30 protein-coding genes, 2 pseudogenes and 1 riboswitch are annotated in these 24,369 nt (G+C 46.0%); of the genes and pseudogenes, 2 read left to right on the forward strand and 30 right to left on the reverse strand.

What is annotated here, in order from left to right; translation table 11 throughout:
- Window positions 1-42 precede the first annotated feature (42 nt).
- Together lnt and RQN30_RS01050 are read right to left on the reverse strand one after the other, a co-directional pair.
- Window positions 43-1,341: an apolipoprotein N-acyltransferase gene (lnt, locus tag RQN30_RS01045; protein WP_353060887.1), complete on the reverse strand. Its 1,299-nt coding sequence runs from the start codon at window positions 1,339-1,341 to the stop codon at window positions 43-45.
- Window positions 1,250-1,579, reverse strand: coding sequence for a hypothetical protein (locus RQN30_RS01050; RefSeq protein WP_353060888.1), 330 nt, complete (start codon window positions 1,577-1,579; stop codon window positions 1,250-1,252). Before RQN30_RS01050 ends, lnt begins: the two co-directional genes overlap by 92 nt.
- Between RQN30_RS01050 and RQN30_RS01055 the strand changes: the two genes are divergently transcribed.
- Window positions 1,503-1,784 (forward strand): hypothetical protein, encoded by a 282-nt coding sequence (locus RQN30_RS01055; RefSeq protein WP_353061866.1) that lies wholly within the window; start codon window positions 1,503-1,505, stop codon window positions 1,782-1,784. The genes RQN30_RS01050 and RQN30_RS01055 overlap by 77 nt on opposite strands.
- A 15-nt stretch (window positions 1,785-1,799) precedes the next feature.
- Here the strand turns inward: RQN30_RS01055 and RQN30_RS01060 are convergent, their stop codons facing one another.
- The 11 genes from RQN30_RS01060 to RQN30_RS01110 form a co-directional block, all read right to left on the reverse strand.
- Complete coding sequence (locus tag RQN30_RS01060; RefSeq protein ID WP_353060889.1) at window positions 1,800-2,381, reverse strand: hypothetical protein; 582 nt, start codon at window positions 2,379-2,381, stop codon at window positions 1,800-1,802.
- A 259-nt stretch (window positions 2,382-2,640) separates the two neighbouring features.
- Entirely contained in the window at window positions 2,641-2,832 is a 192-nt protein-coding gene (locus RQN30_RS01065) for a hypothetical protein (protein WP_353060890.1), read from the reverse strand.
- Between the two features lie 14 nt (window positions 2,833-2,846).
- Window positions 2,847-4,520, reverse strand: coding sequence for a DEAD/DEAH box helicase (locus RQN30_RS01070; RefSeq protein WP_353060891.1), 1,674 nt, complete (start codon window positions 4,518-4,520; stop codon window positions 2,847-2,849).
- A gap of 109 nt (window positions 4,521-4,629) precedes the next feature.
- The gene (locus tag RQN30_RS01075; RefSeq protein ID WP_353060892.1) at window positions 4,630-5,337 is read right to left on the reverse strand and encodes a diacylglycerol/lipid kinase family protein; all 708 of its coding nucleotides are present in this window, start codon (window positions 5,335-5,337) and stop codon (window positions 4,630-4,632) included.
- Between the two features lie 20 nt (window positions 5,338-5,357).
- A complete protein-coding gene (locus RQN30_RS01080; RefSeq protein WP_353060893.1) occupies window positions 5,358-5,540 on the reverse strand; it encodes a diacylglycerol kinase catalytic domain-containing protein in 183 nt (60 codons plus the stop codon).
- A gap of 128 nt (window positions 5,541-5,668) precedes the next feature.
- The gene (locus RQN30_RS01085; RefSeq protein ID WP_353060894.1) at window positions 5,669-6,073 is read right to left on the reverse strand and encodes a hypothetical protein; all 405 of its coding nucleotides are present in this window, start codon (window positions 6,071-6,073) and stop codon (window positions 5,669-5,671) included.
- Window positions 6,074-6,145: 72 nt separating this feature from the next.
- Window positions 6,146-6,862 carry a helix-turn-helix transcriptional regulator gene (locus tag RQN30_RS01090; RefSeq protein ID WP_353060895.1) on the reverse strand — a complete coding sequence of 239 codons (717 nt, stop codon included), beginning with the start codon at window positions 6,860-6,862 and terminating at the stop codon, window positions 6,146-6,148.
- On the reverse strand, window positions 6,850-7,167 hold the full coding sequence (locus RQN30_RS01095) for a hypothetical protein (RefSeq protein WP_353060896.1): 318 nt from the start codon (window positions 7,165-7,167) through the stop codon (window positions 6,850-6,852). The genes RQN30_RS01090 and RQN30_RS01095 overlap by 13 nt, the downstream gene beginning before the upstream one ends.
- Before the next feature lie 3 nt (window positions 7,168-7,170).
- The gene (locus tag RQN30_RS01100; protein ID WP_353060897.1) at window positions 7,171-7,335 is read right to left on the reverse strand and encodes a hypothetical protein; all 165 of its coding nucleotides are present in this window, start codon (window positions 7,333-7,335) and stop codon (window positions 7,171-7,173) included.
- Between the two features lie 394 nt (window positions 7,336-7,729).
- On the reverse strand, window positions 7,730-7,963 hold the full coding sequence (locus RQN30_RS01105; protein WP_353060898.1) for a hypothetical protein: 234 nt from the start codon (window positions 7,961-7,963) through the stop codon (window positions 7,730-7,732).
- A gap of 26 nt (window positions 7,964-7,989) precedes the next feature.
- The gene (locus RQN30_RS01110) at window positions 7,990-8,190 is read right to left on the reverse strand and encodes a hypothetical protein (protein ID WP_353060899.1); all 201 of its coding nucleotides are present in this window, start codon (window positions 8,188-8,190) and stop codon (window positions 7,990-7,992) included.
- 87 nt (window positions 8,191-8,277) lie between these two features.
- Between RQN30_RS01110 and RQN30_RS01115 the strand changes: the two genes are divergently transcribed.
- Complete coding sequence (locus RQN30_RS01115; protein ID WP_353060900.1) at window positions 8,278-9,498, forward strand: DUF3866 family protein; 1,221 nt, start codon at window positions 8,278-8,280, stop codon at window positions 9,496-9,498.
- 128 nt (window positions 9,499-9,626) lie between these two features.
- Here RQN30_RS01115 and RQN30_RS01120 read toward each other — a convergent pair whose 3' ends face one another.
- The 17 genes and pseudogenes from RQN30_RS01120 to RQN30_RS01200 all read right to left on the reverse strand — a co-directional run bounded on the left by RQN30_RS01120 (window position 9,627) and on the right by RQN30_RS01200 (window position 24,344).
- A complete protein-coding gene (locus RQN30_RS01120; protein WP_353061730.1) occupies window positions 9,627-10,091 on the reverse strand; it encodes an ABC transporter substrate-binding protein in 465 nt (154 codons plus the stop codon).
- Window positions 10,031-10,528: an ABC transporter substrate-binding protein gene (locus tag RQN30_RS01125; RefSeq protein WP_353060901.1), complete on the reverse strand. Its 498-nt coding sequence runs from the start codon at window positions 10,526-10,528 to the stop codon at window positions 10,031-10,033. The genes RQN30_RS01120 and RQN30_RS01125 overlap by 61 nt, the downstream gene beginning before the upstream one ends.
- Window positions 10,529-10,742: 214 nt before the next feature.
- Entirely contained in the window at window positions 10,743-11,498 is a 756-nt protein-coding gene (locus RQN30_RS01130; RefSeq protein WP_353060902.1) for an ABC transporter permease, read from the reverse strand.
- Window positions 11,499-11,595: 97 nt separating this feature from the next.
- Window positions 11,596-11,742, reverse strand: a riboswitch (FMN riboswitch).
- A 281-nt stretch (window positions 11,743-12,023) separates the two neighbouring features.
- Window positions 12,024-12,685 (reverse strand): annotated as a pseudogene (rpe, locus tag RQN30_RS01135) (ribulose-phosphate 3-epimerase).
- 36 nt (window positions 12,686-12,721) lie between these two features.
- Window positions 12,722-14,152, reverse strand: a complete 1,431-nt coding sequence (locus RQN30_RS01140) for an RsmB/NOP family class I SAM-dependent RNA methyltransferase (RefSeq protein ID WP_353060903.1) — start codon at window positions 14,150-14,152, stop codon at window positions 12,722-12,724.
- Between the two features lie 93 nt (window positions 14,153-14,245).
- Window positions 14,246-15,124, reverse strand: coding sequence for a methionyl-tRNA formyltransferase (gene fmt / locus RQN30_RS01145; RefSeq protein ID WP_353060904.1), 879 nt, complete (start codon window positions 15,122-15,124; stop codon window positions 14,246-14,248).
- Window positions 15,125-15,154: 30 nt separating this feature from the next.
- Window positions 15,155-16,240: a hypothetical protein gene (locus tag RQN30_RS01150; protein WP_353060905.1), complete on the reverse strand. Its 1,086-nt coding sequence runs from the start codon at window positions 16,238-16,240 to the stop codon at window positions 15,155-15,157.
- Complete coding sequence (locus tag RQN30_RS01155; protein WP_353060906.1) at window positions 16,237-17,307, reverse strand: primosomal protein N' family DNA-binding protein; 1,071 nt, start codon at window positions 17,305-17,307, stop codon at window positions 16,237-16,239. The genes RQN30_RS01150 and RQN30_RS01155 overlap by 4 nt, the downstream gene beginning before the upstream one ends.
- Window positions 17,308-17,485: 178 nt before the next feature.
- Window positions 17,486-18,682 (reverse strand): methionine adenosyltransferase, encoded by a 1,197-nt coding sequence (gene metK, locus RQN30_RS01160; protein WP_353060907.1) that lies wholly within the window; start codon window positions 18,680-18,682, stop codon window positions 17,486-17,488.
- A gap of 110 nt (window positions 18,683-18,792) precedes the next feature.
- Window positions 18,793-19,485 (reverse strand): phosphopantothenoylcysteine decarboxylase domain-containing protein, encoded by a 693-nt coding sequence (locus RQN30_RS01165; RefSeq protein ID WP_353061731.1) that lies wholly within the window; start codon window positions 19,483-19,485, stop codon window positions 18,793-18,795.
- A complete protein-coding gene (locus RQN30_RS01170) occupies window positions 19,401-20,117 on the reverse strand; it encodes a flavoprotein (RefSeq protein WP_353060908.1) in 717 nt (238 codons plus the stop codon). The genes RQN30_RS01165 and RQN30_RS01170 overlap by 85 nt, the downstream gene beginning before the upstream one ends.
- 83 nt (window positions 20,118-20,200) lie before the next feature.
- Window positions 20,201-20,473: a DNA-directed RNA polymerase subunit omega gene (rpoZ, locus tag RQN30_RS01175; protein WP_353060909.1), complete on the reverse strand. Its 273-nt coding sequence runs from the start codon at window positions 20,471-20,473 to the stop codon at window positions 20,201-20,203.
- Between the two features lie 112 nt (window positions 20,474-20,585).
- The gene (gene gmk, locus RQN30_RS01180) at window positions 20,586-21,215 is read right to left on the reverse strand and encodes a guanylate kinase (RefSeq protein WP_353060910.1); all 630 of its coding nucleotides are present in this window, start codon (window positions 21,213-21,215) and stop codon (window positions 20,586-20,588) included.
- Window positions 21,216-21,382: 167 nt separating this feature from the next.
- On the reverse strand, window positions 21,383-21,694 hold the full coding sequence (gene mihF / locus RQN30_RS01185) for an integration host factor, actinobacterial type (protein WP_353060911.1): 312 nt from the start codon (window positions 21,692-21,694) through the stop codon (window positions 21,383-21,385).
- A gap of 276 nt (window positions 21,695-21,970) precedes the next feature.
- Entirely contained in the window at window positions 21,971-22,570 is a 600-nt protein-coding gene (locus tag RQN30_RS01190) for a transcription antitermination protein NusB (protein WP_353060912.1), read from the reverse strand.
- A gap of 149 nt (window positions 22,571-22,719) precedes the next feature.
- A pseudogene (efp, locus tag RQN30_RS01195) lies at window positions 22,720-23,276 on the reverse strand (elongation factor P).
- Window positions 23,277-23,729: 453 nt separating this feature from the next.
- Window positions 23,730-24,344 (reverse strand): hypothetical protein, encoded by a 615-nt coding sequence (locus RQN30_RS01200; RefSeq protein WP_353060913.1) that lies wholly within the window; start codon window positions 24,342-24,344, stop codon window positions 23,730-23,732.
- Between the last annotated feature and the right edge of the window lie 25 nt (window positions 24,345-24,369).

Consider the following 24,369-nt stretch of genomic DNA (forward strand, 5'->3'; position numbering starts at 1 on the left):
TCATAACTCAGTAAGCTGTTTCGAAGCAAACAGCTTTTCACTTCACTCTTGCCGATCTGAATCCGCACCGCTGCTTAGTTTTCCGGAAAATCTGACATAACGTATCAAACCGACGGCAGCAGCAAGGATCGCAAATGCGTAAAACAACAGTTCGCGCTGCTGATAACTGCTCGTCGCAAAAGTTTGTGCAGCCTGCAATTGAACCGGCACTATTCGCGCATCCGTCGTAAATAAATCAGTCTGATACGCCACTATTCCATTTGGATTAATTACACCGGTAATCCCAGATACAGCCGCTTGCACCGAAGTTTTTCCATGCTCGACGGCTCGCAGTTTTGCGATTGCAAATTGCTGCGCTGCCTGCCCGGAACGTTTAAATGCGGAATTATTCGTTGGAAAAATCAAAAAATCCGCACCCAATGCAGCTTCTGCAACTATCTGATCAAACGCAACTTCAAAACAAATTGGTGTACCTGCCACTACCCGGCTGATATTCGAACCGCTACCCGACTCTAGCTCTCTCTTCAACGGTATTGTGAGTTGCGCCGCGTCTGTTCCCGGAATCATATCTGTGGATATCTGCTCGATTTCAGTAAAATATTTTCCAATTGTTTTCCGCCACGGCACATATTCGCCAAATGGTACCGGATGTTGTTTTGCGTACTTTCCTGCAATATTCCCATTAGCGTAAACAAGATAATCATTTGTGCGGGTCTTGTTCGCAAAATACTCTTGCGTACCTAAAAGGATTGGCGTTTCTCCGATTAGACGCAGCGTTTTACGGAATACTCTGCGTGCATCTGCATCTTTCCGAATATCTGATTCCGAGGCAGACTCAGGCCAAATCACTACATCTACTTCCTGATCAAAGACAGCATTAGTAGCAGCAACATGATTTTCAGTGATTTCAAGTGCCCGCTGCCCGCCCATATATCCAGAAAATGATTCCGGAGCATTTCCTTGGACAACAAGTGCTTTTAATTGCGGACCGGAAAGCTTTAGATTCGGAATTCCAAGCGGCGCTGCAATAAGCAAAAATGCAGTGAACCCAAGCACCACACCAGGGAAAACTTTTCGTTTCCGCAAAGCGAAGAACATAAAAACAAAACACAAACCAATAATGACAGCAAAAAATTGAATCAGCTGCGTTGAACCGAAACGTGCAAGCGAAAGTAACGGGGAATCAGTTAAAGAAAATGCAATATTTCCCCAGGGCATACCGCCAAGAGGAAAATTCATTCGCAATTGTTCAATCCCGATCCACACAGCCGCACCAAGAATAATCGTCCCCAAAAACGAAAATAAGTGCGGCGGTTTTGCGGCGCACAAATACCATCGCAAGAGTTATCCAGATTCCGGTACGGAGCAAACAGCCAAGACCAAACCCAGCCAAGCACAATGAAAAAAGTGATAAAACAAAAGCTAAAGCGATACGTGCCACCGGAGTTCCGGCAGATACCGTCGCCCAATCAAAAAGTGCATAAAAATATGTAAAAGCCCAAATGAAACTAAAAAATCCGGCGCGTATCGGACGGTTAAATAAAGCAATCAACCCCATCGCAGCGACGGAAACAAACACCAATGGCCAGAAATTATATGGAGGTGCAGCAAGAAATGCAGCAAACCCGCCGAATAAAGCAATAATACAGCCAGCGAAAAAGGCGGATTTTTCCGCGGATTACGCCCTGATTTTTGCGGATTTTTCATTTTCGCACCTCCACCAATTTATGAATTATAAAATTATCGAAACCGCTTACCGAATCAAAAATGCCATCCCAGATTAAGCGCGCACACCGAACTCAGAGCCATTCCCAACGGCGGACAAGTCTGATTGCCTCATCAGCACGCATCCCAATCCAAGTATTATTTCCAACTCGTGACAGCTGACCGAGAAGATCAATAAGTCTCCGCGCACTCCCAATAAAATCACCTACTTCTACCCCGCCCAGTTTCAGCACTTTTGCAAGATTTTCTCCCGCTGCCCACAATGCAAAAAGCTGGACACCTGACGCATTCGGCTCAGTAGTCAGTTCAATATTATGTTTTGCTTCCAACTCGTGCAGATACCAATAATTCGTTTCAACACGCTTCCATGCGGTAAAGAGTTTCGATTCAGTTATTGGCAGACGGCCAATCCGTTTATCGCCAAGAAATCCCGCACAAATACCGGCAAAGTGCGGCGCAGCGAGTTCGCTGATTGAATTTTCACTCAGACAGAGCGTGATTAGCAGATCATTCTCATTATGTATCCCCCGCAGCAAAGGCGCCGCCAAACCCAGCCGAATCCGATTCTGTGAAGCAAAATCAGATTCAGTATTGTACACTGATACTTTTCCAACGGCGTCCGTATTTCCTTGCAGCAGTCCGAGACGGCAAAGCACATTCGCAGCGGCATCAAACTTTTTGCAACAGAATCGTTGAAAGACTCAGCTTCATGAAGTAAAACAGTATTCCGATTCAACAGGGCAAGATACTTTTCGCTATCACGCAAATGTGCAGACAAATCAGCACAGTAATGCACCGGATGCGAAATCAGCTCCGGTGTCTCACGCACCGCAAAACGATTCCACGAACCGGTAAGATCAATATCTTCACCAAGTTCAATCCGCTCACTAACTCGTGCAAAAATACTTTCAGCAATTATTTCCCGGGCATCCGATTTTTTAGTGAAATTCCATGCGGAAGTGAAAAACTTCCAAGATGACGCAATGGTGAGCGGAGATCGTCTTTATAAATCCAAGTTAGTTCCCCATAAAGGTTAACAACACGCGCCTTGCGCGCATTATGTGAAAGCACCACTGCATATTCAAGTTCATGGTTCACTGCTGCCACATATAAATCTCCGTTTACAAGATTGCGCCAAGTAGATTGAATTTCACGATTGTATTCTGCCCGTGCTTTTTCCGCGCAGCTTTCGCAGCACGGCCTGCACGGTTCCGCAGCTCCAAATATCCAGCTAAATCCCCGCAATGACACAAATTGTTTACTTCGTGCTGCATCCGTGCGATTTTTGCCTGAATCCGCGAAATTTTTCCTTGAATTTGTCCAAGCTGCGAATTTAACTGATACTGCGCGAAAGAAGTTCCCATAATCAGGCGCGCTTTGGTATAACCGTAGTTCGCAATCAAATTAATAACCGTGTTATACGCCGGAAAAAACGCAGAATTCAGCTGTTCTAACTTCCCGCTGCTCAAATCCTGCAGCTGTGCAAGATCGGTATGCGGCCGGGCAAGAATAACAGCAGTTCCTTTCTGGTCTTTTCCCCGCCTGCCTGCCCGCCCAATCAGCTGCGTATACTCAGTACCGGAAAGATTTTCAAAGCTCTCCCCATTCCATTTATAAAGCTCTTCCAAGACGACACTGCGCACCGGCATATTAATTCCGAGCGAGAGCGTGCCGGTTGCATAAATAACAGAAAGTAAACCGGCAGCAGTGAGTTCTTCCACCAGTTCTTTAATTGCCGGAAACATCCCGGCGTGATGCGCCGCAAATCCGCGAACCAAGGCTTTTTCCCAAAGTCCGAAACGCACTGCTTTACAATCTTCTTCTGAAAGTGTTTTGCGAAGTTCACTGAGCCGCTGCCGAATGATTTTTTGCTGTTCCCGGGTAGTAAAAATAACTTCCCGATCAAGTAAATCTTTTACCGCATTATCACAGCCTTTGCGGGAAAAAATGAATTCGATTGCCGGAAGGAGTCCGGTTTCACGCAGCTGCAGCGCAATCTTCTTCCGTTGTGCCGGAGAAATTCTTCTCCCGCTGCGGTTCCGAGTTTTCTCCTGATTACCAAAATTATGTTTTTCACGCGAAATCGCGGCGAATATTAAATCCTGGTTGAACTGCGCGAGCGTGTCTGCGCCGTCGTTTTCTTTCGCCGCACTGCCAAGAAGCAGATTAGCGCCGCGCAATAGCGGAATCACTTTCCCGTGACTCAGCAGCACTTGTTCCAATGGCACTGGACGGACCTTTGAAACGACGCATCTGGTTTCACCGCGCACTGAGCGCAGCCATGCAGTAAATTCATCAAGATTTTCAATAGTTGCGGAAAGGGAAACTAAACGAATCGCAGGCGGAAGCTGTAAAATCAGCTCTTCCCAGACTGGTCCGCGAGACTTGTCTGCAAGGTAATGCACTTCATCAAGCACCACATAGCCGATATTTTCCAGACTTGCGTCCTGTGCAAAAAGCATATTTCGCAGGACTTCTGTAGTCACTACTAGAATTTCCGCATTGCGGTTAATCGTCAAATCTCCAGTTAACAGCCCGACATTTTTGCTGCCGCAGCGTGCGGAAAGTTCACGGTATTTCTGGTTCGAAAGCGCCTTAATCGGTGCGGTATAAATACAGCGAAGCTCACGTGCCAGGGCAAGGTCAACCGCAAATTCAGCGATGAGAGTTTTTCCTGATCCTGTTGGAGCGCTAACGAGCACATCGTTATCCGCCAATAAAGCAGCAATAGCTTCCTCTTGGAAATCATCGAGTTTAATCCCGTACTGCAAGTATCTGTCGCGAAAATTTTTCATGAAATAATCGTGCATATTTTTCAAATCTGTTCAGTTGCGTACATAGTTATTGCACAGTGCCTGTTCAATACGCATTTGCCTGCAAAAAATCACCGATAAAAATAGTTCTCTACAATGCCAATTTTAGCGCGCCCGGAAGCACAGAAATTGTCGCTGGAAGATTGCAGATAAATTCGCCGTCAGCCATCAGCGACGGCGGTTGAATTCCTTTCGATAAATCCGGCGCAACAAAAATTTTATTTGTCTGAAAATAATGTACACGATTATCGTCAATATGCCGTGCCATTATCAGCTTCGGAAGAAGTCTGCCGAATGTGCCCAGCTTTAACCCGCCCACAAGAACAACATCGAGCAAACCGTCGTTTGGGCTCGCATTCGGCGCAACATTAATTCCGCCGCCAAAGTATCGGGTGTTGGCGATAGACAGCAATGTAACTGAACCAGCCAAACTTCTGCCGTTGGCGCGAATATTAACACCATAAGGTTTATACTCACGGATAGCCGGCAAAATCGCACGAAAATAACGGGTATTTCCACGCGGCCAGCTCATTTTATTTGCCCGTTGATTCACATCAGCATCAATTCCAAGACTCGCGATTGCTAACGCATAATTCGTACCTGATTCAGATTCGATTTTAATCACATCGGATAGATAATATTTTTTCGCCATAAATGCCGTCATAATTTGCTGCACAGAGCTCTCAATATCATGCGCGGGAAGCATAAACTCACGTGCAATATCATTTCCCGTTCCGACGGCCACAATTCCAAGCGGAATTTCTGAACCAACTATCCCTTCAACGGCAAGATGAATCATCCCGTCGCCGCCAACCGCAATTAAGGCATCAATTTTTTCTTCGTTACTGCTTTCCGGATTGCCGCAAGCCGCTCTTGCGCATTATTGGCAATTAATTCGTGCACATCTGCTTTATAGCTGGCGAGTATCCGCAGTATTTCACGCCGGTATTTCTCTGCGCGGCCTTTTCCAGATACTGGATTCATCGAAAGCCCGATAATCATCCGTAACTACTCCAAATCTGTTTTTCCATAATTAAATATGCTGAATATGCGGATTTGTTATCACTTACAGTGTATTTTTCTTCTGTAAAAATTTTGGTGAATTTTCGTGATTCAAGACTGGTTACAGTTTATTTCATTTTGTCAGATAGTTTATTTTGCTTTTCTTGGCGACGGTGTTGCCGGTATTCTTTTGCTTTTGCCTGTGCAAGAGAATCAATATTCGCGAAACTGTTATCAGATAAGACATCCCATCGTTTCGCAGCTGCATTCAGACGCTTCTGCCGATTTGTATTACGCACTTCACGAACTTGTTTCCGTGCTTTCCGGGCAGCTGTAACTCGGCTTGGATCTGCAAAAACATTTTTTGCCGCCAGATAATCTTTCAAATGCGGTTCAGCATAATTTTCAAACGCCGCACCGAAAGCCGCTCCAGATGCAAAAAGCCGTTTCGCAGACTGCCAAAGCTGATACACAAGATAACCGAAGTAAACAGTAAGAATCAATAGTCCGATAACGAGAACTTTCCAGACCATACGGTACCTCTTCGCAATATGTGTGACGGTAATTCGTGAAAGTATTTTTCAGCTGAAAAAATGCCGGAAGAATCAGGCATCCTGATAGGAACGAAGAAGTTTCTCCGCCCGCTCTGCCAGTTTAGCAGCAAGCTCCTGAGGTGCAATATGTACAACACTCGCACCGAGCCGGATGAGAATCGAAAGTAAGCTGCTGAGATTGTTGTATTTTAGTTCAATTTGAATATTCGCTGAGGCATTCTGTGAAAGACTTGCGGGAAATTCGCTTGCAGCAAGCTGGTCCGAATCATTTTTTGCGATTATCCGTACTTCGGGATAGGAATCTGTAATCCAGGCCGCATCCGGAGTGCATTCGAGGTATGCGGTACCGCCGTGAAAGGAAATGGATTCGCGGCGTACTTTTGCGCGAGCAGTATTTAGTGTCTTTTTGTTATGCCGTGCCGGTAAAATTTCCAGATTACTAATCCGATCCAGCCGATATGTGCGGATACCTTTTCCGTTGTCTAAATGTAATAGCGGATGATTTAGTGCAACAAGTTCAAGCGGTGTCCCGCTAACTTTGTGATAATTTGCAACCGGTTCAGTTTCGTCTGGTTTCCAATAGTGAAAACGAACATCATTCTGTGCTTTAATCGCCTGATTTAAGATATGTGCTGCCTCACGGTTTGCTACGGTAGCTGGAATCGGCCAAAGTGCATTATCGTAACCATTTTTCGCAGCGCCGGAGACGAGTGTTTCCCGTAATTTTTCCAATGCCGCATACTGTTCCGCGTCAGCTACCGGAGCCAAAAATCAATCCAAGCTACCACTGCCATTAGTTCATCAAACCCGAGCTGCAGTTTATGAAACTTTTGTGTGGAAACTGTTCGTAAAGCAATATAATCGTCGATTGAGTATTCATCATTAAAATCAATATCGATTGGACATTCGTATCCGCTGGACGTCGCAAGTTCTACCATAAAAAGATCTTGCAGCTCTTGATGCATCACATTCGGTTCGACACCGTAATGTGCAGCTAAATCACGTAACGGCAGCGGACCTTGCGCACGAAGATATGCCAGAATCGAAAGTTTTCGTGAAAGTGAAATATCCATATTTCATGCCTTTTCTGCTGCGGTTTGCGAATTATTTTCATGTTTCCGGCACAGTTCTGAAAGCATGCGGAGACGGCTTACAAATTCGGTGCGAAGCGCAGCAGGTTCGAGCAACTGGACATCGCTGCCGTAAAAGCAAAGAAGTTCAAAAAGATCATCACGATACATTTCATTTAACTCAATAATAGTATTTTCAGAAGTATTCCCCTGATTTTCAGAAATCGGGATTGCAGAAAAAGCATGTAACGGCAGTGCTGTCCCCTTTTAATTGCAACGACGGCTTTCACTTTTGAAAAATATGATTTGCTGCTGTTTCCCGAAGAAAAAACAGCGTCTGTGCTGATATTCTTCTCTCCGTTACCTTGCATGAAATGTTCTTCAAGTATGCCGCTCTTCGGTAATGCGAACTCTTTCGGAGAAGTTAAAATACGTGATGTCCGAAATAACCGCGGGGTGGAATCAACGGTTATTTCTGCGGAATTTTCCAAGCTTGTCACTTTAAAACCGCGCAAGTAGAACGACTCAAAATGAAGTTCGAGCCTTTTCGGAATAATCCGATATTTTACCGGCTCATCTGCATGTGATGAACAGTATGCGAATTCAATTCCTTTTTCGCTGCAATCGCCTGCGCAAGCTGCGGAATAAACGCACCTTTCGGCAGTCCGGCAACAACTTGCGAACTTGCAAGTTGTTTCGAATCTGCGGGTTTTGCGTCAGCTAAAAGTTTGTTCACGCCAGACTTCGCATAAAGTACCTGTTCAATATCAGAATGGTACTGCAGGATTGCCCGCAGCATTTCGGCATCAAAACTGCCATCGAAATTCAGGGAACTTCGTCGCTTGCATCAATATAGTAATAATGCGTACCGTGCTGTATTACACTAACTACGTCTATTCCCGATTCACGCAGAATCTTGATATCTTCGTGGATTCGATTCATCAGCTCTGTTCGGGATACCTGCAAACGCTGATAAATTGGCAGTCGGGCGATTTGCGCGGCAGTGACCCGCGAATTACTTTGCAAGAAAATCTGCAGCGTAATTCGGCGTTGGCTAATTTCTGAGGTCTTCTTTTTGCCATAATTTATATTCTAGTGAAGTAGGATGTTTTTATGATGATTTGGCGACGTGGAAAAGTTATTGCGTTTGGGAAAAGCTGGAGCGAAGCACTTGAGCTCGAGGTAGAACTTATCGCTGGCGAAGAAGATAGGTTTGGCAGCAGTGATGACGGTTTGCTGGTGAAAGCACTTGCATATACACAGATTGTCGGAGATATTTCGCTTGGAGACACACTGCTTCTTTCAGCTTCCGCTTTTAAACGCGGACTCGGCACTGGCGGTTACATGTTTGTAGTTGCGAATACGAGCCGATTACCTGCCGATCCGCATCCGCAGCCGGGACATTTAATGAAGGCGCGTTACACGGCAAGCCAATTCATGGTACAGGGCGTGGATGAACAAGAATCTGCGTATCATCAACTGCTGGAAAATGCTGATAGTATCGGCGGAATGCCGGTGATTTGTGCCGATTTACATTCTGCACTCCCGGCAATTGTTCTTGGGCTGCATAGTGTAAACACCGAAATTCGAATCGCTTATGTGATGAGTGACGGCGGTGCGCTGCCGGCATGGTTTTCGCGTGCAGCTGCACAGCTGAAAAATGCGAAAGCGATTATCGGCACTATCAGTTGCGGGCAAGCTTTCGGCGGCGACCTTGAAGCCGTAAATATTTATACTGCGCTGCTTGCGGCAAAGCACGTCTGGAATGCGGATGCTGCAATTGTGGCACAAGGGCCGGGAAATCTTGGTACCGGTACAAAGTGGGGGTTTTCCGGGACACAAATTGGTGAAGCAATTAATGCTGCAGGGATTTTAGGCGGACGCCCAATCGCAGTTTTACGGCTTTCAAATGCTGATGCGCGCAGCAGACACTATGGAATCTCACATCACACCGCGCGAATTTTACAAGATATCGTAACAGCTGCCTGTGATGTGCCGATTCCGAATTTCACTGAACTACGCAAGCTTGAATCCGGATTGCAAATCTGCGCGAATACTGCTCAGAAAAATACTGGAATTACCGAATTTAACGATAACGATTGCAATATTTCATCCGCACTTTTACCGAACGGATTCACACAGACACTCGAAACACAAATTTCGGAAATCACTATCCGGAAAAATCTGCATTTTAGTGAGATTTTATTTTCCGACCTGCTTCCAGCACTTGTCTCCAGTCCTTATCCGCTGCGCACAATGGGCCGGAGCTTCCCGCAAGACGCAAGTGCGTTTATTGCCGCAGCTGCAGCTGGAAAGTTTGCTGCAGAATTTTAAGATTTTCTTCTGCTCCTCTCCCCAGCTCGCTTCCGTCGGGAAAATGACCCAGTTTAGCTGAGAGTGCCGATTACTTGTGCAGGGGATGCATTCGTAATCGGCACTTCTCGGATTCGGGTTTAACTGTGTTATTTCGCTTCCAGCACCGCTGTTGTATATGCTTCGCTGGCTTTTACCGGTGTTTTCAGAATCTTGTTATCTGCAAGGAATTTCTCCATTGCATTCCAAGTAGCTGCATCCTGCCGCCCAAAACTTCCGTCGCCTTGATATAGGAGCAGCGTTTGCTCCAGAACAGCTAATGCAGTACTTGCTGCTTTCGTTTCAGATAAAGAGGGAACGTATTTTTTCGTGATTTCTACGGCTCCTTTTGGATCTGCAACCGCATCTTTTACTGCTTTTTCTACTGCGCCGAGAAACTTCTTGTAAACGGCAGGCTGAATTTTATCTGCAAGTGAACCGAATCCGACCCCGACAAGCGGCGGCTGTGCATTTTCCAGGATTGGAATATTTATCACGTCAATTCCAGCATTTTTCAGCGCAACCGTATCATTGTTTGCGAATCCGATAATTGCGTCGACCTTTTTTCTTGCAATGCAGCAGTCTGAGTGTAACCGATAAACTCTATTTGTACTTTGTCTTGCAGATTATGAATTTCGAGTGCTGCAAGTAAGCCATAATAATTTTCACCGTACGGACCGGGTAAGCCAACCTTTTTTCCAGTTAAATCTTCCCACTTTGTAATACCTGCAGATTTGGGAGCAATTAACACAACCGGATATTTTTGATACATTGTTGCCCAGTTGACTACTTTAATCCCAGTTGAACGGCCTTGCATCATTTCGTCTCCGCCCGCAAAGACAATATCTTCCGTACCGGATTGCAGCGCGCCGAGTAATGCTTCTTGCGCACCATGATGCCGCAATTTTACATCCAGTCCGGCATCCTGAAAGTATCCTTTTGCTTCCGCAATGTAAAGCGGCGCGAATTGAACATCAGGGATATAAGTTAAACCCACCGTAATTTTCGGCATAGATTGCTGCTGGGAGTTAGCGGATTGACTTTGTGAATTTTTAGTTTGCTGATTGTCGTTTGTGCAGGCACTGAGTTGAAACAGCGCAAGAAATAAAACTGAAACAATTCCGAATAGTTTCTTCATGAAGTTCTTCCTTATCTTCGTATTATTCCCGCTAATTTGAAGCATGATTTCGAAAATGATTTTACCGACGCACATTTTCGGCCATACTTTAGGAAGCGGCAAAACGTACCGCCCGATTTTCAAGGGCACGCAATATGAGATAGATTCCAACTGCCGCTATTGCCAGAAGAATGATTGCAGCGAACATTGCCGGTAAGTCATTTAGATGTTGGGCAGTAATCAGTGTAATCCCTAATCCAATCTGGCCGCCGATAACCATTTCACCTACCACGGCTCCGGTAATAGCTAGTGTGAATCCGGTACGAAGTCCCGCGAGAATATTTGGCCCGGCAAGCGGTATCTCAATGAATAACAGGAGATTAATTCCTCCGGCTCCGTCGAGACGAGCAGCCGCTATCACATCTGAATCAAGAGATCTGATACCGACTGCAGTTCCAATCACTATTGGAAAGATAACGATGATAGCACAAAGCGTAACAATCGGCGCCATCCCGTATCCAATCCAGGTGACTAGCAGCGGCGCAATAGCAACCGCTGGGATTGCCTGTGAGGCAGCCAAATATGGCTCAATTGATGCACTTAAGAATCGCCAATGTGAAATAGCAAGACCAAGCGGAATACCAATACATGCGGCAAGAAGACAACCGAGAAAAGCTTCCAGCATTGTTTGTCCTAATGCGCTTAGAAGATATCCTTCGCGGATTCCGGTGATTAGTCTGAAGAAAACTAATACTGGATCTGGTAATGCGTACTCCCCGATTAATTTGAAACCGACGGCAAGAAACCAAGCAAGAATCGCTAAAAGCCCAAGAAGTAACGGTGCAATCCAGCGAGGTGTACGCAATTTTTCATCCCTTTTGTATTTTCGATATTCTCTTTGCATCAAAAGAGCACCAGGAACGAGAACACAAAAGGACAGACAGAACTTGCGAGCCTGTAAATTCGTGCGCCTCCCATCCGGACTTTTACCGTCGGTAGAGGAATTTCACCTCTTCAGCCAAAAACTAAGAAACTCAGATATTTCTGTAAATTTTTGGGTCGCGGACTTTCACCGCCGGTTCAGATTTTCACTGACCCTGGAGCACTTCTGTACACGGTCAGTATAGACCTTTGCGCAAAAAATTGCATTAATTATTGAATCATATTGCGCATTAACTGGAGACATACGCTAATCTGTGCTGCTGGTAGTCTGTTCCGCACGTTTTAAAATTTATTTCCGGCGAATATTCGCCGGATAGTTTTTGGGTGAAGTACGAATTTAAATATACGTGATGAAATTTTGTGTTCGGCCGTAAAAACCGGCAAAATCGCGATTCCAAAACACTAAATCCGGCAGAGGTGTTCCTTTCAGTAATTTCCGAAAGGAGTATCAAAAACAATGCTGATGTGCGATTGCGCGCAGCGTTTCAATTTCGGCGTAAGCGTCAGCTGCATTATAGACGGCTGATCCGGCAACAAAAGTATCTGCTCCGGCAGCAGCTGCAAGAGCAATCGTATCGCGCGATATTCCGCCATCGACCTGAATCCACACGTCAAGACCAGTTTTCTTCACGGCTTCACGGGTACGAGAGATTTTATGCTGCATTTGCGAAATGAATTTTTGTCCGCCAAATCCTGGTTCAACTGTCATGATTAGAATCATGTCAAATTCATTGAGGATATCAACAAATGGTTCGATTGGAGTGGCAGGTTTTAGTGCAATTCCGGCGCGTGCACCGATTTTGCGTAATTCGCGGGCCAAACGCAGCGGCGCTTGTGCAGCCTCGGCATGAAAAGTGACAGATTCACTGCCGGCTTCTGCATATTGCGGCGCCCAAACATCTGGCTGCGCAATCATCAGGTGGCAATCAAGCGGAAGATTCGTTGTTTTTTAATTGATTCAACGATTGGCAGTCCGAGCGTAAGGTTCGGAACAAAATGGTTATCCATTACGTCAATATGCGCAAAGTCCGCGTTTGAAATCTTTGCAAGTTCTCCGCGTAAATCTGAAAAGTCGCAGTTTAAAATTGACGGATTAATCCGCACGCTCATCCATTTTCCTTTCGATTTATTTACCCGAATCTGTATTTATTTTATTTTCTTAATAACTGCCGCAAACATTGCATCGCTTGCATGCTCATCAGGCCAAAGCTGCAGCATTTCGGTATTGCTTGTAAGCTTCACTTTTGTGAAGCTATTGGCGATTTTCGCAGCATTCAGCAGATGGGCATCTTCACGGCGGGACATAAACTTCGCAATAATCTCATGGGTTTCCGGCAGATATGGAGAACAGGTTGAGTAGAGGAGAATTCCGCCTTTCTGCAGAGCCTTCCAACCCGACTCGAGCAATTCGAGCTGTAATTTTGCTAAATCCAGCGCATCTCCGGCTTCTTTCCGCCAGCGTGCTTCGGGACGGCGGCGGAGTGCACCGATTCCAGTACACGGAGCGTCAATCAGGATCCGGTCGTAGCTTTCGGGTTCTTCTGCACCAATTTCACGCCCGTCTCCCTCCCGTAATGCAACTAAATCAGCCCAAGGATCGATTGCTTGCGATACCAGCCTGAGCCGATGCGGATGGAGTTCATTCGCAAATACTTGCGCTCCGCGCTGTGCAGCGATTGCCGCAATCGTCGCACTCTTACCGCCAGGGCCGGCACACATATCAAGCCAACGACGGTCTGGTGTTTCTACAGCTGCAGCTGTAAAAAGCCGTGAAATCAGCTGCGAACCTTCATCTTGCACCCCGGCAAGCTTGTCTTGTACCGCAAATATCCGTCCCGGATCCCCACGCGTTAATAGCAGCGAGCTGGATATTAATTTTCCGGGCTGATGCGTCATTTTGCCTTTTTCGATATCAAGTTTTAAATCGGAAATTTTGATATCACGGGCAACCAGTGCAACTTCCGACGGAGTATTGTCTGCTTTCAATACAGAAATAATATCTTTTGCGGAACGGCCGTTAGCTTTTAATGAGTTTATCAAACCGCGGACGACCCACTCCGGATGTGAAAACCATTTTGCAAGAAATGCGACCGAACCATAGTTACCGCCGCTTTGTTCACGCACGTACTCGCGCCACTGTGTGAGCGAACGTTCAGATACGCGGCGCAATACCGCATTCACAAAACCGCTTGCACCGCTGCCGATTTCATTTCGCGCAAGCGTCACAGTTTCGTATATTGCGGCATGTGCTGGTGTGCCAAATTCAAGCAGTTGGTGTACCCCCATCCGAAGCAGCACCAGTACCGGCAAATCTATCTCCGAAAGCGGACGGCCGCTGGTGCAGCCAACGATAATTGCATCCCAACGCCCTTGTAAGCGCAAAGTACCATAGCAAAGATTGGTAGCATATGCTGCGTCTTGTTTGCTGAAATTTCCGCGGTTGAGAGATTTTGGAAGAATTAGATTTGCGTATGCATCCTCTGTTGCTACTCGGATTAACACTTCAAATACAAGGCGGCGGGCACGATCTGAAGCTGACTTACCAGGACGCCAGTTGTTTGGGCGGTTATTACTCATTATTTGTTCCGTTTTCTTTTTCCAAGTCGGTCCGCTGCGGCAGATCAAAACGCGGATTTTCTTCACGAATTCCCCGGAGCCAATCGGCAGCATTCATCCATTTTTCCCCGCAGGTGAGATTGTAGTTAGTTCAACTTCTCCATTTCCAGTTGCAACATGTACATTCTTTCCGACGAAATATACGCTGCCTGCCGAATGGGAAGATGCGGGCATAATACTGGGAGAATTCTTTATTTTTACTGCGCCGATTTTCATTCGCATTCCGTTTAACGATGTCCATGATCCTGGTTCGGGAATATACGCATGAATTTGCGATTGCACTTCAGCTGCACTGCATTGCCAATCAATTTGCGCAATTTGTGAATTCAATAAATGTGCATAAGTGCTCTCCCCTGTCTGCTCACGATAGACGGCAGTGCCTGACTCGATTTGGGCAAATGTTTCAAGCATCTGCTGTGCTCCAGATTCGGAAAGCTGTGTTAGTACTTCACCGGCAGTAAGATTATGGTCTAGCGGGAAGCGCGCCGTGCTGAGGATATTTCCGGTATCAAGACCCTTTTCAATTTGGAAGACGCAGGTTCCGATTTCTGTATCACCTGCGGCAATTGCAGCTTGTACTGGAGATGCCCCGCGCCAGCGCGGCAGTAAAGAATAGTGCAGATTTATCCATCCATATTTTGGTATTCGTAAAAGGTTTTCCGGAATTAAAAGTCCGTAAGCTACAACTGCAACAGCGTCGGGAGCAAGATTTGCGATCAGTTCTGCTGCAGAATCATTTTTCAAAGTCCGCGGTGTGTAAACCTCGTATCCCTTTAAAAGTGCGTAATCGTGCACTGGGGAGTTCGTAAGAACCTTCTTCCGTCCCTTCGGAGCTGGTTCGCGTGTGAGAATTCCGATAATATCGTGTTGTTCCGCAAGAGCAGCAAGTGTTGGAATTGCAGTTTCGGGTGTCCCGGCAAAAATTATTCGCAAAATATCTCCTTGGTGTTAGAATCAAATCTATTATAGTGGCGGGTTTCGTCGGATTCGAAGACTTAACGCATTACGATTTATTGAGACGATTCGGTTTACAGTACCAATCGCATTAACATATTGCGGAAGATCCTCCTTATTCGGATGCACGAAGATTCTGAGGATGCCGTCTTTGTGCAGATGCGGACCGAGAATCCGCGCTTTGGGAAGTATATTGTGTATACCGCCGGTAATAAGCGGATCGTTTGGACCGCCAAATTCAAAACTTTCGGAAAAATCATCCTGCCCAGCGAGCTTTGTTTCCATATTTAACTTTGCAGTCTCAAGCTGGAGCAGACCAAGAAAGCGGCGCAAATCAGCCCGCGTCCCCAAAATTTCAAACCAGTCTTCCGCCGGCGGAAGACCGAAATTACTGCGTTCTGTGAAAGCTGCACGCTCCCAATCAGCAAAATCCCATCGTCCAAGGACATCAATCAAATTATTCGGTACATTGCCAACCAACAGGACTTTACCTCCGGCATCGCGAGTTTTGACTAAACGCATCACTTTTGCAGCAGCACGTAAAAACATTAACTCAGCATTGGCATTATCTGCGGCAAGTAAGTACCCGCAGTCAAGGATAATTGCTGCTGAATATCCGGCAGTGTTTTCTGGTTCACTTCCCGGAGTGGCAACAATGATTTGTCCGGGTTTTACTTCTGCCAACCCGGTAATATTCCCAGCCAGATTAATCGATACTCCAGGAAATGCGCGCCCGATTTCAAGTGCAGTACGTTCAGAACCAATCTGACGCAGTTTCAGCTTTCGCCCGCGGCAGTTGCGGCAAACAAAATCACGATCAATAAATCCGCAGCGGACGCATTCAGGCGGCATATTTGGAGCCGAAATCTGTATTTGCCCGCCGCATTTCGGGCACTCTGCCGGTAATCCGCATTGCAGGCAGGAAAGTTTTGGAATATATCCTGCCTTTGGGACAACAATTAAAACTGCACCGCGGAGCAGCCCATCACGCACTATCGCAAAAAGCGAACTTGGCATTCGGCTCCACGGTGAAGATTCATATTTGAATTGGTTTGCCCCAAGCACTTGCGGCACTAGATGTTTTCGCGCAATCAATTCCGGCTGCACAATAAGTTGCTGAGTTTTTGTTTCGCGGGAATAGCGTCTGCTATTGCCGCGGGAATCATGTTTCTAGAAATATCTTTGAGCAAACCAACACTTGCGATACTTGGACCAAAGCTGACAACACAAAATTGGGCATGTTCGATTTTGGCACGGGCAGCAAGAACATCACGAGCATTGATATAAGGATTTCGCCGTTCATGGTATGCCGAGTGGGAGTCGTCAAATTGAATAATTAAACGAAGCTGCTTCAGCGGCGCCCAGATTGCACTGCGCGTGCCGACAATAATTTTGGTATGTCCGGCGAGTGCTGAAAGAAACTGCGAATAACGTGTTGCATGATTATTTTCGGAAGTCCATTGCGCTATTGAAAGCAGTGGAAAAATTTTTCGAAGTTTATTCGCAATGCGTGCGGCTTCACGGGGCGTTGGCGCAAGCAAAAGTACCGATTCATCTCTCTCGAGAATCTGCTGAATCCGAATCACGAAAATCTCTACATCATGCCCTGGGAGCGGATGTACAAGTTTAATATTTTCTGCAGTATCAAGGTTTATCGGAGTAAGCGAATCTATGTTTTCATATTCTTGCGGTGCCGAAAACGAACTCACAATTTGTGTATTTATTCGTGCCGGTTCCGGCAGTGCGGAAAAATCTTTTTCTGCACGCGCATGACGCTGCGGAACGGCAAGCGGGAAAAAATCAGCAATTGGAGCAATATATTCTTTGCTTAATTGTTCAAGCAAAACACGAATCTGCGGCTGCAACACCGGGATATTCGAAACAACAGCAGAAATTGGACGAAGCTTTCCGGCGGTGGCTGCAGTGTCTGTTCGTTCGACCACAAAACCTTCAATTTTCCGACTGCCTAACTGCACTTTTACCCGGCATCCTGCCTGCAAATGAGCGAATTGTTCGGGTATTTCATAATCAAACAGCTGGCTCATATGCGGTACCGGCAAATTGAGATAAATCCGCGCAACAGGATTCACTACTGCAGAGTCAATGTTTATCGGAACAGGATTGACGCTAAGCAGCTCATCCTGCGCAGAATAACTGGGCAAGACGTCAAAAAGTGAATCAGCGAAAGAATCTTTTTTGGTTCCATATATCTATTGAATCATGCCCTATGGGTGAAAATATCTTGCCTTTTCAAATATACCGGTAAAACTGTATGCCGACGGCAATAATCCCGTTCAGAAAATCCGAACGGGATTCGGCGGCGCAAAATCTGCTCCAATGCTAAAGCGCAGCAAGCAAATCTGCTACGCAATCGGTGCGTTCCCAAGTAAACTCCGGAAGTTCGCGGCCAAAATGCCCGTAAGCTGCAGTTTTTGAATAAATCGGACGCAGTAATTCAAGGCGTGAAATAATCGCTGCAGGGCGTAAATCAAATACTTTTTTCACAGCATTTTCGATACGCGCAAGCGGATACTTTTCAGTACCGAACGTTTCCACACGCACCGAGACTGGGTGCGCTCGTCCAATCGCGTATGCTACCTGAATTTCACAGCGGTCAGCCAGACCGGCAGCAACTACATTCTTTGCAATCCACCGTGCGGCATAGGCAGCTGACCGATCAACTTTCGACGGATCTTTTCCGGAGAACGCGCCGCCGCCGTGACGTGCCATACCGCCGTAAGTATCAACAATTATCTTTCGTCCAGTCAGCCCAGCATCTCCCATCGGACCGCCAATTACAAATCGTCCAGAAGGATTAACCAAAAGCTGCGGCGGCTGCGGTAAATAGTCGGCTGCTTCAGCTGCAAGCACTGGATCAACAACATGTTCTTTGACCATGGCTGCCAGTTCATCTTGCTGCAGTTCGGCATCGTGCTGCGTTGAAATCACAATGGTGTCTACTGATACAGGCACACCGCCGCGATACGAAACTGTAACTTGTGTTTTTCCGTCCGGACGTAATCCGGATACTTCCCCACTCTTCCGGACAGCAGCAAGACGTTCAGCCAAGCGATGTGAAAGATGAATCGGCAGCGGCATCAGCACTGATGTTTCGTTAGCTGCATATCCAAACATTAAACCCTGATCGCCAGCACCTTGCAGGTCAAAATCTTCAAGTGTTCTGGCACTGCCGCTTCGTGCTTCAAGAGAATTTACAACTCCGCCGGCAATATCGGGAGACTGCGAACCAATCGAAACTGAAATCCCGCACGAACCTGCATCAAAACCGATTTTTGAAGAAGTATATCCGATATCAGTAAGCACACTGCGAATAATATCTGGAATTTCAACATAAGCGGTGGTGGTAACTTCACCTGCCACGTGAACAAGCCCGGTAGTGGCAAGGGATTCTACTGCTACGTGCGCAAACGGATCTTGTGCCAGGATTGCATCAAGAATTGCATCAGAAATACGATCGCAAACCTTGTCCGGGTGACCTTCTGTCACTGACTCGGAAGTGAATGCTTGAATACTCAAAATAAACTCGCTTTATATTAGATTATGCAGCTACAGAAATTCACTGCAATGACTTGTTGGATTAACTCGGCTCTATTCTAATCATTTCTCAAAAATGAAGATAGTCTAGCCTAACGATTTAATATTTTCTCACTTATCAGGCGTGCCAAATTTTTCGCCGCATGAGTTTTGCTGCCGCTGATAACACTTTGTGCTTCACCCATGTTATTTACCACGAAAAGGACAGTATCAACGTTTCCAAATCCGTCATTTACCCCGACCTGGTTTATTACTAGGAAATCGGCTCCTTTTCGAAGTGCCTTTTCAAGTCCAAGTTCATAAAAGTTCTTTTCGGCGCTGCCGGTTTCCGCTGCGAATCCGACAATCACTTGTTCTTTGCGGTTCTTGCGCGATTCCACCAAAATCCGAAGAATGTCTGGGTTCGGCTCAAGCTCAAGCGTCAATTTCCCGCTGCGTTTAATTTTCGTATTGCTGCGATTTTTCACACGATAATCTGCAACAGCAGCAGCCATAATCACCGCATCGGCATTTTCCGCGAAATACATTATTTTTTCCTGCAGCTGTCTTGCCGTAACTACCGGAATAATTTCGACGGATCCGCGGCAATCATTTCCATTTTGCGGAGAAAAATCTGCCGCCGATGCGAAAATATCTTGTGAAATATTTGCAGCTACCAAATTTACCTGTGCGCCAAGCGCGGCGAATTCTTGTGCAAGTTTCACCGCCATTGTGCCAGTTGAACGGTTTCCAATATACCGAACCGGATCGATTTCCTCGTGTGTTCCGCCGCCGCTGAGAAGAATTTTTTTCCCGCTAAAATCGGTTCAGAATCATGATTTGTTAAATCTGCTGCAGATTCATCCGGAGTCAGCAGTTCTTTTACACGCAGGAAAATATCTTCAGGTTCGCTCATCCTGCCAAGACCGGAATCCGTACCAGTTAGCTGCCCGCTTTCCGGACCGATAAATTGAAATCCGCGGGACTTTAAAACGGAAATATTTTCCATCGTTGCAGGATTGTTCCACATTTCAGTATGCATCGCCGGAGCGAGCAATATTGGGCAGCGGGCAGCGAGTACAGTGCTGCATAAGAGATTGTCAGCAATACCGGCACGAAGTTTGGCAACCGTATTTGCGGTAATTGGTGCAATAACAATTAAATCTGCCTGCTGCCCAAAACGTACGTGTGTAACGTCCGCTGCATTTTCCGCGGTACCGAGATAGACCTGGTTGCCGCTAATTGCCTCCCATGTAGTTTTTCCGACCATTTCAAGGGCGGATTGAGTCGGAATTACATGGACTTCAATACCCGCTTTCCGCAGTAGGCGCACAAGCGTAACACTCTTATACGCAGCAATTCCGCCAGTTACACCTAATACTACCTGCAGCGGACGGCTGCGCCCGACGGCACTAATCTGATTTGCGAAAAATCCCATTTAAACCTACGTTACGGTTGCCGATATTATCGCGGTTGAATTGAAACTAAGCCGGAATATCCAAAATCGTAAATTTTGTCGAATTATGCTTCGTCTGCGAAGTGTTTTTCCAGTTTATCTGCAACGATTTCTTCGAGTGCGACAGAAAGCGGTTTATCTTCCGGAGTAACCGCAATAAGCGGACCAACTTCAGTAATATTTCCGTCGCCGGATTTCATTTCTTGGCGGTAAGCATTAATTTGCCGCGCACGTGCAGCACCATAAACTGCGAGTTCGTACTTTGACTCTACACGGGCAAGAAGCTCGTCAATTGCAGGTTTGGTAATTCCCTCTGGATTTGCTGATGTACCGAACATTCATCCCTCTCAAGTTTGTTGTCAATCATTGCTGACGGCAATAGTTTCGATAGCTTTATCTTATATCGGTATCTATTAACCAAGCAGACGCAACTATCTGCAAAGTTCAATACTACCGAGCATCTGCAATGATTTGCAGAATCTTAGCGGTGGCATTAGCCACTGTGTCATTTATGACCACATAATCAAATTCATTTTGCGCTGCAATCTCGCATTTTGCAGTGTTTAGCCGGCGTTCTTGTTCTTCACAAGATTCAGTAGCGCGTCCAACCAACCGCGATTTTAATTCTTCCCACGATGGCGGCGCCACGAAAATTTGGGGAACATCCGGCATTGATTTGCGAACCTGCCGTGCACCTGCAAGATCAAGTTCGAGAATCACTGTTTTTCCTGCCGCTATTGCTTCATAAACGGGAACTGCAGGTGTGCCGTAACGGTTAATCTTGTGTACTGTGGCCCATTCAAGCATCTGTTTTGCTGCAACTAATGCCGAAAATTCATCTTCACTTAAAAAATAGTAATGTTTTCCATTTATTTCACCTGGACGGGCATCACGAGTGGTTGCTGAAACTGAGTACCATGCGTGATCAAGGCGGGTTAGCACCTCTTTGAGGATTGTTCCCTTACCGACTGCTGTCGGCCCGCAGATTACAAATATTCGCCCGGAATATGTGCTGCTATTTGGGATGCTGATGGATTGCTGCGCGTTAAGCAGTTTCTTGAAGAAAGGGTTTTCCGTCATGCGTCAATTATCTAACTCTCGTCTTTTCCTGCAAAACTAAAAGGACGCGAGAGAAATCTCAAAATAGGATATAAGCAACGATGAAGCTCGGCATTAAGCATCTCCGAGCTTCATCAAAAAGGTACTTTCCAAAGGAGCGTATTTGGATTTAAGAAGAATCAGGCGTGTTAACCAAAAATCTTTATCAACTCTTCGGCTTGGTGCGGACCAAGACCAGCAACTCGCCGCGATTCAGAAATTCCGATTCTTTCCATAATCGCAGTTGCTTTCGCCACCCCAATCCCAGGAAGCGAAGTGAGAAGTGCGCTAACTTTGAGTTTCCCGGCTACGGGGCTGTCTTTGCCTGCGCCAAGAACCTCCGATAATTTCAGATTTCCATCTTTTAAATCTTTCTTCAAACGAGCGCGTTCTTTTCGGACGGCAGCAGCTTTTTCAAGGGCTGCTTTACGCTGTTCATCAGATAATTTCGGGAGTACCATTGTGCTTTCCTCCTGTTAAACAAGTGGCTTTGCAGCTGCCGATATCGGCAGCTGCATATAACTATACTTTAACGTTAAAGCTTTTATTTTGCGGATGTTTCCACATAAAATTCAAAAGTAATTTGCGTAAGGTTAAAGAAATATACTGTGTACAGAGCCGAAAGGCCTAGAATTTGTAACAGAATAGCCACAAATTTTTCGGCATAATGTCTGTTACGAAAAATTTGCGGCTGCAGCAACTCTGAGAAACAGATTTAAAGCTGCGTATGACAAAAGCTAGTCAATGTTATCTGAATTATTTGCCAGTTCCATTAATGCGTGAGAATCTGCTGCTTCGATTTGAGCTGCGGATGAATTATTTGTTTCGCCTTGATATTCAGCTCGGATATCTTGAATCAGCAAATCTTCGCGCACACCATTACCGGAGGTTTCAAGTGCACGGATTTCATTAATCCGATTCAACACGCCCATCGTAAAACTGATCGCTTTTTCAGTTGAAAAATCACGCGCAAGACCGGAAATCTCTTTCACAATCACCGGCACGTCGACGGATAAAAACATCAACTCAGTAGCGCCAATCCGCAAAAGATTCCGATCCACCGCACTCATGCGATTTAATGCCCAAGCCGGAGAAGCAGCTTCAATCATTGAATCTACATCATCAGCCCACTTCGCATAGGTTTCAACAATTTTTACGCCGTACTCTTTGATCGGCTGCTGTGCGGTTGAAATACTGCGGCGCTGACTAAGCAAATCAAGCAGACCGGATTCGAGGATATCCTTTGTGTCTGCTTCAAATAACACATCTAACGCACGCTGGCGCTGAAGCGAACGGCCTTTCCGTTTAGAATCGCGGTAATTGCGATATTCTGCCACTTTGTTGCTTCCAATTCTGATTGTTCGTGAATAGTAAATCGTTTCTATTCGGAATATCTGAAAATTTTCGTAAAGAAAAACGGGAAACTAACGCGGCCGATACAAAACAGTTTTCACATCTGTTATATCGGCCACGCAGTTCGAAAAAATTATGCGCGGTTAATATATTCACCGGTGCGGGTATCAACTTTCAGTTTATCGCCTTCATTTACAAAGAGCGGTACCTGAATTTCATAACCGGTTTCCAAAGTCGCCGGTTTGGTGCCAGCATTGGAACGATCCCCTGCAGACCCGGTTCAGTGTGCGCTACCTCAAGAATAACTGAAGAAGGAAGTTCAATAAAAAGTACTGTCCCTTCATTCGTCGCCACCACTACGTTCTGATTTTCAAGCATGAAATGTGAAGCGCCGCCTACGACTTCAGCTGAAATCGGGAGCTGCTCGTACGATTCGAGATCCATGAAAATAAAATCTTGACCGTCGTTGTAAAGGTACTGCATATCCCGACGATCAACTGTGGCTGTTTCGACTTTTACACCAGCGTTGAAAGTCTTATCAACATTCTTTCCAGAAAGCACATTCTTCAGTTTGGTCCGCACAAATGCCGGGCCTTTCCCTGGCTTTACGTGCTGGAATTCCACAACCTGCCAAAGCTGGCTGTCAATCTTCAAAACCATCCCATTTTTCAAATCGTTGGTTGTTGCCATGATATTACCTAACCTTTTCGCTGCCATAAATTCCAAAGAATCTGCTGGCATTGTTACCCGTTAAAATATAACTCCCATCCAAGAATAGCGAATGGCTGCCGGTGTGCGCTTATCGAGACTTAAAGTGAGTGACGTTTAACTATTAGTACGTTAAACCTGATCCGCATTGCGATTCATATCGTCGTTCCAAGCCTGCAGGGTCATATCTGTTCCAGCAGTGATTGCTGCAGCAGACGTATCTGCAGCTGCTGTGCTAATAGCCTGCGTTATCGGTACAGCAAAAGTACTGTTCCTGCGAACAGCGCCATAATTTTGCTGCTGATTAATGTTCGCAATTTTTTTGTTTTAGTTTGCGATGTTTTCCCCTAAGCACTCGGGATGCGGCAGCGGTTTCTTTGTCAAACGCGAAATTAACGGTATGTACTCGGAAAACAATTTGCGGTATCACGGACTTTAGTGGGATGCTAAAATTTCCGCTGCAATTTTACTTGGAACAAAATCGCTGGTCGTATCAACGTAAGTTGGATGAAATATCTTAACCGCATTAGCAAAATCAGCAACCTGCTCACGCAGAATTCGTCTGGGCATCAACAATCCGTTTCCGCCGCCAAACAAATGATTGCGAACTATCAGCTTTGAAATATCAGCATTTAATACGGTAAGGCTGACGGATGCTGCGGTAAGTTTGGATGCAAGTATTGAGCTGCTTTCCGGACACAAACGTTCTAGAAAAGCGATGGCGGGAACCAAAATAACATATTGGATCTTCTTGTCTGCACGATACGTGTCTGCAGTATTTATATCGCGATTTTGTAAATCGCAGCTGCAGTGATAAGTTTCGATATCGGTAAAAAGTGCTTGCAGTATTCGGGCCATACCTGCATCAAACAATTCATAATTTCCGGTTTCAACCGCACACTTCAGACTTGAATCAGCGTCTGAATGCGCTGTTAACCCGGCGGCGTCTGCCGCCATCAAGCCGAGTTCTTGAAAGGCGAAAGCGACTTCGTTTCCACCGGCACCGGGAGCACCCGTGAGAATTATGACTTGCGGTTTTTGAGATGTCATTTATCTTGCTTCAATTTTCTAGCGT

The organism is Arcanobacterium hippocoleae, from assembly GCF_040360365.1.
Lineage (GTDB): Bacteria > Actinomycetota > Actinomycetes > Actinomycetales > Actinomycetaceae > Arcanobacterium_A > Arcanobacterium_A hippocoleae_A.